We start from the raw sequence: 12734 nt of genomic DNA, 5'->3' as shown, positions 1-12734 counted from the left end.
GCAATGAACCGAAATACAATAATCCAAATAATGGAGATCACAAATTGGCTATAAAGGCTGTAGCGCTCCTTTCGGGCGGCCTGGATTCAACGCTCGCCGTCAAGCTCATGCTCGACCAGGGCATAGAGGTCCACGCTCTCAACTTCACCTCAGGTTTCTGCACCTGCAACCACGGCGGCGGAGGGGGCGGCTGCAAGAGCGAGGCAAAGAGGGTCGCCGAGGAGTTCGGCATTCCCATAAAGGTGCTCCCCAAGGGCATGGACTATATCGAGATCGTGCGTAACCCCAGGCACGGCTACGGCAAGGGCATGAACCCCTGTGTGGACTGCAGGGTCTACATGTTCAAGCGGGCCGGGGAGTACATGCGCGAGATCGGCGCCTCGTTCATCATAACCGGAGAGGTGCTCGGCCAGCGCCCCATGAGCCAGAGGAAGGACGCCATGAGGGTCATCGAGAGGGAGAGCGGTCTCGAAGGACTGATACTCCGGCCCTTAAGCGCCAAGCAGCTCGAGCCCACGATACCCGAAAAAGAGGGGTTGGTGGACAGGGAAAAGCTCCTTGACGTCCTCGGCAGGTCGAGGCGGAAGCAGATGGACCTTGCCGAGGACCTCGATATAAATGACTACCCGTGCCCTTCCGGAGGCTGCCTCCTTACGGACAAGATCTTCTCGAAAAAGGTGAGGGACCTCCTCCAGAACAAGGCCGACGTCACCAAGAGGGACCTTGAGCTCCTTAAGACCGGCAGGCACTTCAGGTACAAGAAATCGAAGGTCATAGTCGGGAGGAACGAGGCTGATAACACGAGGCTCCGCCTCATGCTCCAGGAAGGCGATACCCTCATAGAGCCGGGCGGGTTCCCGGGCCCGGTCGCGGTCCTCTCGGGCGAGGGCGGGGAAGAGGCCCTCCGGTTCGCGGGGAGCCTCATCCTGAAATACGCCCTTGACAAGGCAGGGGGGCAGAGAAGCATCAAGGCCACGCGAGGCGATTGGTCAATGGATTTTGAGGTGGAAGGCCCGGCTCCAGAGCCGGTAATCGAGGAGACTAGGGTATGCTGAGCGGTCCGGCTTCCGGCGAGCCGTGGGGAGACGCGGAGAGGGAATCGGCATCACTTAAGCTTGCGAAACTCAAGGGCATACTCCTCGGCATGGACTCAGTGCTCGTGGCGTTCTCAGGCGGGGTCGATTCGACCTTCCTCTTGAAGGTGGCCGTGGATACGCTCGGGGAAAAGGCCGCCGCCATTACCGCGGTGTCTCCCACCTATCCCGCGAGCGAGCTTAAGGAGGCCAGCTCGCTTGCCCGGCTTATCGGGGCCAGGCACATCGTAGTGGACTCGAACGAGCTCGAGATACCGAACTTCGCCGAGAACACCGAAAAGCGGTGTTATTACTGCAAGAGCGAGCTTTTCGCCATTAGCCGGGAAAAGGCCGAGTCCCTGGGCTTTAAAAGCGTAGCGGACGGATCGAACACCGACGACGCCCTCGATTACAGGCCGGGGAGGACCGCCGCTTCCGAGCTCGATGTCAGGAGCCCTCTTCAGGAAGCCGGACTGACAAAGGCGGAAATAAGGCTTTTAAGCAAAGAGCTCGATCTCCCGACCTGGGATAAGCCAAGCCAGGCCTGCCTTTCTTCCCGCTTCCCGTACGGGACCAGGATAACCGAGGAGCGCATTGAAAAGGTCGCGCTCGGCGAGGAGCTCTTGAGGTCTCTCGGTTTCAGGCAGTTCAGGGTGCGCTACCACGGCGAGACCGTGCGGATAGAGGTGGATGAAGGGGACCTCAGGCGTTTTCTCGATGACGGCTTGAGGAAGAAGGTCGTTCAGGGGCTTAAGTCGGCAGGCTTCGTATATGTCACGCTCGATCTGCAGGGTTACAGGACCGGAAGCATGAACGAGGCGCTTAAAAAAGCATAGTCAGGTCAAAACCCCTTGTGACAGGCTCTCTTTACGCGCCTCCTCGCGCCACTGCCTGAAGTGGTGCTTGATGAGGTCCTTGAAGAAGTCCCCCTCTGAGTTTACTATCTCGTAAACGGGCATGGGGGTCGCTTCCTCGAAGCCCTTGAAGATTACCTCTCCTATTCTGCAGAAGGCCTCGACCTTATCCGCCCCTTTCACCTGCTCGTGGCTGAACCAGAAGTCAAGCGGCTCGAATGGGAAGAAGAACTCTTCCCGGATGGACGGGTGCAGCTCATCGGTTTTGACAGCCTTCCTGAAGAACCATTTCGAGCCCTTTCCTTCCTTGATATACGCCTCGAGCGCATTGAGGCTCAGCACCTCGCCCTTGTTGTAGATGTCGGCTGCCGGCGAGATGACCTTGAGGTTCGAGAACGGCTCGCCGGAGATTATGCGGTTTACGTCGTTCAGGAACTCGTTCGCCAGCACCTGCGCCATCGCCTTCGAGTTCGCGGCTTCCCTCGAGTATACGAGCTTTTCGAAGGCCTTGTCTAGCTCGGGCGGGAGCTTAACCGAGCAGACCCTGTCTATGTACGCGTTAAAGGGATACCTGAGCCCCTTATTGCCGCGCTTTGCCCTTTCGTTTTCGAGCGAGCGCTCGAGCTTTGCCCTTACGAGCGGGTTCCTGAACGTGCCCCTGGATGCCTCGTTTATCTTGCCGCCTATGGAGACGCTAACCGGCTCTGAGAAACCCTGCCTTGTCTCTATTATGAGGGTCTCGGCCTTTGCTCCGTAGGCTATGTAGAGCCCGGCCTCGAGCTCGCCTTTTATGGCAGTCTCAAGCTCCTCCCTGTAGGTGGCCTCGACCCTGTGCTCCTCCTCTCCGAGAGAGGCGAGCCTTTCCTCCACGCCTGGTTCATTATTTGCAAGCGCCGCGTTTATTTCGGCCCTTTTGCGCTTGAGGTCCTCCTTCCTTGCAGCGAACCTCCTGTGCACCTCTTCAAGGAGCTCTTCCTCCCTTCTGGGCGGGAGCTTCTTCATGAGTTCTTCCCGGTACTTCCGTATTATCTGCTGGATGTCCCTGGCCAGGGCTACAAGGTATGATACCCCGCCAGAAAATATCGCCGCGTCCCCCGGAAGGTTCGTAAGCCTTATGCCGCGCTCGTCGGCGGAAATCCCTCTCCCCATCCCGTACTTGCTGGCCGCGTCCAGTATGGGCTTGTAGAAGTGCTCCCGCATGAAGTCCGCCATTGCTATTTCCCTAACCTTCAAGGTCCTCCTCGAGAAGTCCTTCATGTCAATGAAGAGCTGGCCCTCCTCCTCGACAGTGAGCCCCTTGATGACAGCCCTGTCGTCCAGTGAGAAGCGGTAAAGGCGGCCCCTCCCGTACTCCTCGACAAGCAGGCCGGGCTTGAACTCCTCGCGCCTGTCAGCGAGGCAGTTCCTCATAGGTCCGGTAAAGCTTTCAACGAGGTCGTCGAAGACGCAGGCGTAATACCCTTCTACGACCCCTGCGGCGTCCTCCCCGGGCCTCTTCGGGCGCTTAAGGAGGCTTCCGAACCTCGATTTCCTGAAACCCTCGATGAATTTCTGGAAGGACAGCACCGTCTCGTTCCTCTGCCGGTCGAGCGCATATCTTTTCCGTATCTCTTCGAGCCCGGCCCATAGGTCGGAGATCTGTTTCTGGTCCGAGAGGAAGTTCTTTATCAGCCTGTCTTCATTGTATATCTCAAAAAGGGCCGATTGCGCCTCCGTGGGCTGATCGAACTCGGAAAGAAAGGCGAGCGATTCGCGCCGGAATGTGTTTATGTACGCCTGCGCGCGAACGGCCTCGCTCACTTCAGGGTCCTTGCCGGCAGCCTTAAGTGTGGCCTTGACCATATCTTCGATCGAGAGGCCCTCGTCCAGGCCGGCCGCCACTTTCGAGAGGGCGGCGAATGTCTCCTCGTTTATACCGTAGGGGTTGAGCGCGGTCGAAACGAGCGCGGCCGGTATCGAGAGAAATGATTTCGGGGACAGGGCCGAAATGAGGAGAAACCGGGTGTCCTCGCTTAAATATGACGCACCCGACCCCCTGAGCTTTTCAAGGAACGAGTTTAGCGCCCCGCTGAGCGTCAGGAACATTACGAGTCCTGTGGCCAGGTCTGCTTTCTCGTAAGGGATGCCCTTTATCCTGAGCCCTTTTGCCTTCTCCTTCTTTTTCCTTATCGTGTTTATGAGGGCCAGAAGCGCTATATAGGCGGTCCGTTCCTCTCCTCCGGACCGGGCCTCTTCCTTTAGCATCTTTTCGAAGTATCCGGAGACCCATTTTACGAACTTCCGGCCGTGGCCCTCTGAGCCCAGCCAGTTTGCGAGAATGGCGCTGTCGATATAAGGCACCCCGGCGAGCGCCAGGGAGGCGGTTTCTTTTTCGAGCGAGCCCGATATGAAGAGGTCGGTCCTGAAGGACTTGGGCTTAAGTTGGCCGGTAAGGAGGAGCATGGGGGCAGGGTCCGCGCCCTCCATCTTCGGGTCGTAACGCTTGCAGAGGTTGGATGCCAGACCGAAGACTGCTTCTTCAACGCAGGCTTCATCATCGCCCCCCATGTGATAGGGGAGCTTCAACTCCGTTATCGTCTCGCCGTGCTTGAAGCGCAGCTCCCTCGGGTCCAGCGTCCACGGCCTGCCCCCGGTGAAGTCTATATTCCCTGAGGCGAGCCGGTTTAGAAGCTCAAGCCTCCTGCCGTTATAGCCGCTCATCTGCAGTCCTTTTAGTTCAGTGCTGGCCCGATGCTCTGCAGGCTCGCCTGGCCCCCTCTGGAACCTTCAATTTGCAATAAGACCCGGATAGAACATCTGCTCTTTCCTAAGCTTATCAGTTAAAAGGGCTTTAAATCAAGGGCTTAAGTCACACCCTCCGGGGCGCTCCGTGCGCACGGTCACTGAAGAGATTTGTTCCATGGTTTACGATAAAAAAACGGGAATCAGCTTCAATATTCCCTGAAATCCGTATTTCCCGGCGGGTTGCATAACCTGACCGGGAACGCATTAAACCTGTTTTCCCCTGGCCTTTTTTGTGGTATAAATCCCCGGGAGTCGTTCTTCTCATCGGCTACAGGCAGAATCCAGCCCGGGGGCGTCAGCCATCCAGGCCGAATCCAATCAAGGATTTAATGCAGATGAGCTCCATAAAAGAAAAGCTTAATAACATGTTCCTCAAGGTAGTGGCCGGGACCGTCACGAGGGAGGAGGGGGCGATGCTGCTCAACCACCTGGCGAAAGAGGACCCCTCCGGGACGGCTGAAGAGCTCTCGAACCTTGTCGATACGCCTCCGCAGGGGGTCTACCCAAAGACCATACTGCACATGGTGGCGCTGGCCAGGAACAAGGTCTTTTACGAGATCATGGCCTCAGGGCTTGTGAGCAGGGACGAGGAGATTTCAATGATGTCGGCCCAGGAGCTTGCGCGGATAAGGTCCTTCGAGGCCAGAAATCTCCTTACGGAACATCTGAACCACGATAGTCAGCATGTGAGGAAAGCGTCGGCTCTCGCGCTAATTCAGGGTTTCCCTGAAGGGCTGGATATAGTCAGGCGTCACGTGCTCGGTGAACGGGAGTCTGAGCTAAGGTCCTCGTCGGCCCAGGCCCTCGTTGAATCCGGCCGGAAAGGTATCGAGGCTCTCCTTGCGTTACTCGGCTCCGGGAGTCCGGAGGGGCTGGATGTCACCGCAGAGGCGCTGGCGGATTCCGCGGAGGAGCTGGGCGCTGCTGACGTGCAAAAAATCTTCGAGGCGCTTACGAATGCCGGCGACAGGGAAGACAACGCTTCGATAATAGGGCTCCTCAGGGTTGCCGCGTCGCTCAGGGACAAGGCAAGGGGGTTCGAGGGGTTCATACAGGCCTTCGCGGATTCACCCTTCGAGCAGGTAAGGTCCGAGGCAACGAGCGCGCTCCGGAAGATAAGGCCCTAACGCGCGAGATCCATCCCAGAGAGGGATTCCCTCGCTTTTTCATGAGCCGGGTCCAGTCCCAGAGCCATGAGGAACTCGGCCCTCGCCTCATCCATCTTTCCGGATTTCATAAGGACGTTCCCGAGTGCGTAGTGTGCTTCAGCTGAGCCGGGGCCCCGCTTTTCAGTCTCCCTGAGCGCGAACTCGGCTTCTCCGTACCTCCCAAGGGCAAGGAGGGTGTTACCGGCCTTCAAGCCCGCCATAAGGTTCCCGGGTTCATAAAAAAGGGCCTTCCTGTACGCCGCCAGCGCCTCTTCAAGCTCCCCACTGTCCGCGCGGATATCCCCGATATTGATATGCGTGTTGGTGTTGGCGGGCTTTATTTCGAGGGCGAGCCTGTATTCCTTCATGGCCTCTTCCAGGAGGCCTTTCGTGTAATACGCGTATCCGAGATTATTCCGGGCCTGCGCTATCTGCGGATCAAGCGACAGGGCGAGCCGGTATTTTTCTATTGCCTCATCCACCCTGCCCCGGGCGTGATAGATTGCGCCGATGTTGAAGTGGGCCCTTGCAAGGCCGGGACTCAGCGCTATCGCCTTGAGGTTCTCGTCCAGGGCCTTTTCGATCTGGCCGGCCTTCGCGAGCGCGATGGCGTAATTGTAATGGGCCCTGGCCTTCATGGGGGACTTCCCGGCCACGTCAAGCCACATTGCGAGCGGGTCCGACCAGGCCGCGTTTCTTGCGTGGGTCGCAAAGGAGAGGGCTATCGCCGCGGCTAGCAGGAGGCCTGACGCGAGCGAGGCCGCTATCGTGCGGGTCCCGTCCATTGAGCTAAAAAGGCAGCATCCTGAAGAAGCCCCTTGAAGCCCTCAGGTAGAAGGTGTTCTCCGTCCGCTCGTTCCTGTTCTCTTCGTGGATCAGGAACCGGTGCTCGAAGAACAAGGTCCAATGCCTCAGGGCGGTATTGATGGAATTGGTGATGGTGGTGACCTCTATGAACTCGTCATTCCTCCAGGTGGTCGACCTGTCGGCAATCGCGTTCCATTCCGAGTTTCGGAGTAGGCGTCTTCTGTAAGCCGCAGAGAGGTTCAGCGCCGTTACCGTCTCGCTTTCCACATAAAAATCGTTCTTTCTCCGGGTTAGCCCGAGGCGCAGGACCAGATCGCCTCCCATGAGGGTCCTCCTGTGCGTGAGGAGGTGCCCCGCTCCGAAGTTGGTGTTCGTCGTTTTTGACGTGCCGTTCACCGGGTCAGTGATCTTGTAGAAGTCGTACGAGAAGGTCAGGGTTGTGTTCTTGAAATAAGTGGAATCCGCCGTAAACTTGAACCGCTCCTCGTCCTTGTTGTCGATTTCGATAAACTCGTGGGATAGCGAGGCAGCCTCGTAGGATAAGCCCAGGTCGACATATTTGAAATAGCTCGAGTTTGCGTTGATGTTCAGGCGCTCCTCATCCCTGTTGTCGAATGATATTTGGGAGGAGTTCGTGAAATAGAAATAATTAGCCGAGACTGACGCGTATTTCTGCCATTCCCTGCTCGATGCGCCCAGGGAATACGAGTGGCCGCTGCTGAGAGTCCCGGACCCGTCTGAAAAATTGTTGTAGCTTGCGGAGGCGTTGAAGAACGCGAACCTGGTCAGGTCGATATTGCTGAGGCTTGCGGAAACGTTCTGGTCGAGGCCGGTAAGCTCCGTATTCGTATTGGTCCTATCCTCGTCAAGGGAATTTTCCCTGTAGCCGAGCCCGTAAGAGGTGGAGAGGTCAGCCCATCCTATGTTTTTTCCATACGTGACCGAGGTCTGGGTGAGGATACTCTCCCTGATCCTGCCGTTCGTGAGCTTGTCATATTCATAAGTGAGCGTCTGCCCGAGTGCAACATTCCGGCTTAGGATGTAGTTCGCGCCGAGGTTGAGGTCGAGGGCCGAGCTTTCCAGCGTCGATGTCGCGGATTCGGTCACCGAATCGCTCGTATAGAGGCTCATGTTCGTGCTCAGGTTGCTCGAAAACCTGTAGTTGACCGCGCCGCTGTATGACTGCCCGTGGAGTTTTCGGGATTCAGTCTCGCTCAGGTAGTAGCTGTAGTTGTGAGACTGGTTGAACTCCCGGCCGGGCCTGGACCTCAGGTTGATGGTTATCCCCTGGGTGGTGTCCTCGGAAGACCCCTCGGAGCGCGGGTCTGTCTGGGTTCTCGCGTACCCGAACCGCAGGGTCGTGTCCCTCGAGAGGATGGTCCGGTTTATGAAGTTTAGGCCCGTAACGCTATCCGAGTTGTCGGCGGTCGTGTAGTTGTAAAAGAAGCTGTTATGCGTGCGCCCGAGCGCCTTTTGCATCTCAAGCCTGTAATGCGAGGCGGTCGAGCTGTCGCCGTTGTGCTCGGACTCGGTCTGCGAAGCCGTAAGGATAGTCTTGGGGAGGTCGTCCCTCTTCAAGGCCCACCTTAGAGTGTATTTCGTGATGGTGTCTTCGTTCTCCATTTCCGAGAAGGAGGTCGTGTTCGTGGACCGGCTTACCGAGAGGTCCAGCGGTGTAGTCGACTTCGGGAGGAACGAGGTCTTCAGGTAATAACCCAGGCCGTCCCTTTCGCGGTCGGCGGTATAGGAATAGCTGGTGTCGCTTGTTACGTATCTCACCCCGGCGTTGTAAGTCATGAGGTATCGCGAATAGATGTTGCCCAGGGTGTCCAGCCTGTAGGTCTGCTTGAAAGAATCGCTCTCTCTTGTGCGGATCTTGTCCTCGGATGTATGGTGCTTGAAATCGAACTGAACGCTCCCGTAGAGGAGCCTGTAGATATACGGGTCCCTGGGGTCGTCAGCGCAGAGCCCGGCAGCCGGCAATAGAACCCCTGTCGTAGTCAGGAACAGGGTCAACCATATCGCCTTTTTGCTGCCAATAAACATCAAGAACGGTCCTTTCCATCAGTTCAGCCGTTATCGCGCCGGTAAATATGCCCCCGGCAGACGGAGACGGGCTACCCCTGCCAGGCGCACCTGAACCCAACGTCGTCAAACCGGCCCTGAGGCGGAGCGGCGTTCCTGAAGGCCGCCCTGACGTAGACCTGGAGGCTGTAATGGCCCATTCCTCCCCACCCGCCGCCGCGCACTACCTTGAAGCGCTCGCCGTAGTCCTTGTCATTGAAGTCGTTTCCCGGATAGGGCTGGTACCAGTCGGCTGTCCATTCCTGTGCGTTTCCGGCCATGTCCATTGCGCCGTACGGGCTTGCCCCGTCCTTGAGCGAGCCGACCGGCAGGGTGCCATTGTAAGCCCCGAGCGTGTTCACTTTTTTAAGGTCAAAGTCGTCTCCCCAGGGGAAACGCCTTCCGTCGGTGCCGCGGGCGGCCTTCTCCCACTCGGCCTCCGTGGGAAGTCTTTTCCCCTTCCATTTGCAGAACTCGTCGGCTTCTGGCCAGGTAACCATGGTCACCGGGTGGTCGTCGAGGCCGGATGGGTAGTTGCCGCCCATCCAGTGCGGAGGCGCGGGCAGTCCGGTAGCCGCCAGGAATTCCCTGAATTGGCGGTTGGTCACCTCCGCGGTATCGATGTAGAACTCCTTGAGCTTCTCCGTTCTTTCCGGCCGTTCGTTGGCGTACCAGGGCCTCCTGTCGCCGTACTGGACCGCCTTGGCTTCCTTATCCACCTCGTTGCTTCCCATCGTGAACTTTCCTTTAGGGACGCGAACCATGCCTTCGGGTGGCGTGGAGGACGAGCAGGCAGTCAAAGCAGCGAGCGCGGAAACTAGCGCGAATTTCCTCAATACAATCCCGAGCATCAATGGCCTCCTTGCGTTAAACAGGGCGGCTCTGGGCCCCCTGAGTTTTAATATCAATAAATAAAAACGGCACTGTCTGTGCTTGAAATTATCGACTCTCTAAACCGCTCCCTTGTATTCAGATCGTAAAAATCGATAGGGTTGTGGTCGTCGGTAAAAAGCATGCCGCTTGAATCTTCAAGCCGTATTTTCCTGGAATAAAGGCCTTTCAGGTCTTCCATGAACGGCGGGAAGACGTCCTCGGGCACGAACCCGGCAATGTCCCTTTTCCCGTCGTAAGCCGCGAAAAGGAGATTGACTATCTGCGGAGTATCGGAAAAATATCCTGCGGACGCATATACGTCCACGTGCGAAAAGACGCGCTTGAGCGTGCTCTTCAGCATGGACGGGACCTCGTGCGTCCCTGTCCGGCTTTCACCGATGAAATTGATAAGAAGCACGCCGTTCTCGGCGAGTCTTTTTTTCATGAGTTCGAATGATTCAATGCTCACGAGGTGGCTTGGCGGGGTGTCCCCGGAGAACGCATCGAGAAAGATGATGTCGTAATCATCTCCCGGAGATTTGAGGAAGTACCGCCCGTCCTGGATGAATATCCTGTGCTTTCCCGGGTCGAATGAAAAGTACTTCGAGGCAGTGTCTATGACGGCCTGGTCTATCTCGACCACGTCCGTGGAGATGCCATAGCGGCTGAACCTCTTGGGGAGTATGCCGCTCCCCAGCCCTATCACGAGTGCCCGTTCGGAGCCGGGCCGGTAGGCAATCGCGAGCTGCTCGGCGTAATAGGTGTATTTCGATATCGGCAGGCCGGTTTTGACGTCGATTGCGCCCTGGATTATATTCTCAAGCAGGAACTCCCTGTACCTGGTATCTCCGTAGAAGTAGTCCACGACCTTTATCTGCCCGTAGGGGCTGTCCTTGCTCATGACGACCGAGACGTTGGTGCCGTCCGGCCTCGTGACGGAAGGGAGCTCATCCGGGACAAAAAAAAGGACCGCCGGGAGGGCCATGAGGGCGACCGCAAGCGGTTTCCTCATGAAGACCGCCCAGTAGGCGGCGGAAATCCCGAAGAGGATGAAGGCGGAAAGATAAATAATGTTATTGACCCCGAGATTCGGGATGAGGAGAAAGCCCGTAAGGACCGTTCCCGTGACGCTTCCGAAGGTTGAAACGGCATAGAGCCAGCCGACCGTCCTTCCGACCCCCATGCCCTCGCGCATGTAAAGCTTCACGGTATACGGGCTTACCATACCGAGGAGAAAGAGGGGGGGGCCGAAAAGGATGGCTGAGCTCGCCAGCGACCCGGCCCGGAGACCGAGGTAGACGGCCTTTCCTATGACGAGACCCTTGATGAGCGGGATCGAGAGCACGAAGACGCCGGCAATCAGTATTATCGCAAAGAGGGAACCGCAGCTGGCCCTCCTGTCTGCGAGCCTGCCGCCGAACCAGTATCCTATGGCCAGGGAGACGAGGGCCACGGTTATGAGGGACGTCCATACGAAAAGGCTTACTCCGAACGGCGGGCCGATGATCCGGGAGCCGAGAAGCTCGATGACCATCACGATGGCGCCGCTTAAAAAGGCGGTGAAGACCAGGTATGCCCCTATTGCAGCCCTGCTCCGCTCAGCACCCCTCCATGCCCCGGCGCTATCTTGCGTCTTTTGCGCACCTGAAGCCAAAGTTGTTGTTCCTCGTCAGAGTATGAAAAAATATCCTGTTGAAGGCCGGGGCGCTGATGCCGCACTTGTAATAGGTGCAGTCGTACCATGAGCCGCCTTTCAGCACCTTGTATATCTCCCCGTAGTTCTCGTCAGGGTGCGTGTTGCCGGGATGGGGCTTGAACCAGCTGTCGGTCCATTCAAAGGCGTTGCCGGCCATGTCGTATATCCCGTACGGGCTCTTGCCCTCCTCGAAGCTTCCTACAGGCAGGGTGTCCTCGTTCCCGTACTGTGGGGTGTTGCCCTTGTTCCTGTCGAATTTGTCCCCCCAGGGGAAGGTCCTGCCGTCCGTGCCCCTTGCGGCCTTTTCCCATTCCTGCTCGGTCGGGAGCCTTTTGCCCTCCCATTTGCAGAAGGCGTCGGCATCGGCCCAGCTGACGTACACGACCGGGTGGTTTTCTTTTTCCTCGGGTATGCGTCCGCCGGTCCAGTGCTCCGGATGCGGGCGGCCCGTTGCGTCCACAAACCGCTTGAACCGCTTGTTGGTGACCTCGTATCTGTCGATATAGAACGAGTCCATCCGGACCTTGTGCTCGGGCTGGCTCTTCGGCCACCAGTCGTTCGAGCCCATTGTGAACTCGCCTGCGGGCACCAGGACCATGCCCTCAGGCGCAGGCGAGGCGCCCTTAGCGGCGGCTTTCTTCTCCTTTTCCGCTTTCGTCGCGGCCCTGGCGTACTTGTCCGCCTCGGCTGCGCCGTGGGGCGAGCCGTACCTCTCGTTCATCTCGATATAGCTTTCGCTCAGGCCGGGGCCGTGGCACTCGGCGCAGGAATCGTCCCTGGTGTAGTCTATCGAATACCGCCTGTCGGGCGTATGGCATTTCGTGCAGTCAGGCTCGCCCGTGACAGGGTCGTAATCGCCAGACTGCCCGGCGAGCCCGTTCACGCCTGCGGTGGCGGAAACCAGGAATAGCGCCGCTATGATACCCTTGGAGCTATTTCTCATCAGAGCCCTCCGTAACGGCGGACGCGCCCCGGCCCTCTGCCTCCATGGCCTTGAGGCCCTCTTTTTCGAGGTGCCTGATATAGGCGAGCACGTTCCACCTTTCCTCTTCGGTGAGTATCTCCTGCCATCTCGGCATCGACATGGCCTCTCCGCCGATGTCCTTGTGGACGCCTTCGGTTATGGACTTGAACATCTCATCATCGGTCTTGGCCATACGCTTCCGGTCCTCGACGAAGTTCGCGGGATGCGGGGATAGCGCTATCCCGACCGGGCCGTCTCCGTAGCCTGTGCGGCCATGGCAGAAATGGCAATACCTGAAATAGATATCCTTGCCCTGGGCGAGATTTGCCCTGGCGGGCTTTTTGAGATCGGCCTCAGGCGCGGGGCTTCCCCCACCTGAGCAGCCGGCCAGCACGGCGATAACTACTGCCAGCGCAGCCGCGGCAAAGCCCGCGCCAGCTCGGGATTTCCTGTTTACCAGCCCGTTCATAA

General features: G+C 57.9%; 10 protein-coding genes. 3 read left to right on the top strand and 7 right to left on the bottom strand.

Annotated elements, in window-relative coordinates; translation table 11 throughout:
• The first annotated feature begins 44 nt into the window (after positions 1 to 44).
• Both K8I01_06580 and larE read left to right on the top strand, forming a co-directional pair.
• Positions 45 to 1055 carry a 7-cyano-7-deazaguanine synthase gene (locus tag K8I01_06580; protein MBZ0220080.1) on the top strand — a complete coding sequence of 337 codons (1011 nt, stop codon included), beginning with the start codon at positions 45 to 47 and terminating at the stop codon, positions 1053 to 1055.
• A complete protein-coding gene (gene larE / locus K8I01_06575; protein ID MBZ0220079.1) occupies positions 1049 to 1909 on the top strand; it encodes an ATP-dependent sacrificial sulfur transferase LarE in 861 nt (286 codons plus the stop codon). The genes K8I01_06580 and larE overlap by 7 nt, the downstream gene beginning before the upstream one ends.
• Here the strand turns inward: larE and K8I01_06570 are convergent, their stop codons facing one another.
• On the bottom strand, positions 1910 to 4627 hold the full coding sequence (locus K8I01_06570) for a hypothetical protein (protein MBZ0220078.1): 2718 nt from the start codon (positions 4625 to 4627) through the stop codon (positions 1910 to 1912).
• A 419-nt stretch (positions 4628 to 5046) separates the two neighbouring features.
• Between K8I01_06570 and K8I01_06565 the strand changes: the two genes are divergently transcribed.
• Complete coding sequence (locus K8I01_06565) at positions 5047 to 5838, top strand: HEAT repeat domain-containing protein (GenBank protein MBZ0220077.1); 792 nt, start codon at positions 5047 to 5049, stop codon at positions 5836 to 5838.
• On the opposite strand, the gene K8I01_06560 is transcribed toward K8I01_06565, so the two are convergent.
• The 6 genes from K8I01_06560 to K8I01_06535 all read right to left on the bottom strand — a co-directional run bounded on the left by K8I01_06560 (position 5835) and on the right by K8I01_06535 (position 12732).
• Entirely contained in the window at positions 5835 to 6644 is an 810-nt protein-coding gene (locus K8I01_06560) for a tetratricopeptide repeat protein (GenBank protein MBZ0220076.1), read from the bottom strand. The two genes, K8I01_06565 and K8I01_06560, sit on opposite strands and share 4 nt — an antisense overlap.
• Before the next feature lie 4 nt (positions 6645 to 6648).
• Positions 6649 to 8682 carry a hypothetical protein gene (locus K8I01_06555; GenBank protein MBZ0220075.1) on the bottom strand — a complete coding sequence of 678 codons (2034 nt, stop codon included), beginning with the start codon at positions 8680 to 8682 and terminating at the stop codon, positions 6649 to 6651.
• 101 nt (positions 8683 to 8783) lie between these two features.
• Positions 8784 to 9581, bottom strand: a complete 798-nt coding sequence (locus K8I01_06550; protein ID MBZ0220074.1) for a formylglycine-generating enzyme family protein — start codon at positions 9579 to 9581, stop codon at positions 8784 to 8786.
• Positions 9582 to 9634: 53 nt separating this feature from the next.
• The gene (locus K8I01_06545; GenBank protein MBZ0220073.1) at positions 9635 to 11257 is read right to left on the bottom strand and encodes a fused MFS/spermidine synthase; all 1623 of its coding nucleotides are present in this window, start codon (positions 11255 to 11257) and stop codon (positions 9635 to 9637) included.
• The gene (locus tag K8I01_06540) at positions 11226 to 12242 is read right to left on the bottom strand and encodes a formylglycine-generating enzyme family protein (GenBank protein ID MBZ0220072.1); all 1017 of its coding nucleotides are present in this window, start codon (positions 12240 to 12242) and stop codon (positions 11226 to 11228) included. Before K8I01_06540 ends, K8I01_06545 begins: the two co-directional genes overlap by 32 nt.
• Positions 12232 to 12732, bottom strand: coding sequence for a cytochrome c (locus tag K8I01_06535; GenBank protein MBZ0220071.1), 501 nt, complete (start codon positions 12730 to 12732; stop codon positions 12232 to 12234). The genes K8I01_06540 and K8I01_06535 overlap by 11 nt, the downstream gene beginning before the upstream one ends.
• Positions 12733 to 12734: the final 2 nt, after the last annotated feature.

This window comes from Deltaproteobacteria bacterium (genome assembly GCA_019912665.1).
Lineage (GTDB): Bacteria > Desulfobacterota > GWC2-55-46 > GWC2-55-46 > GWC2-55-46 > UBA5799.
This window is presented reverse-complemented; position numbering and strand designations above follow the sequence as displayed.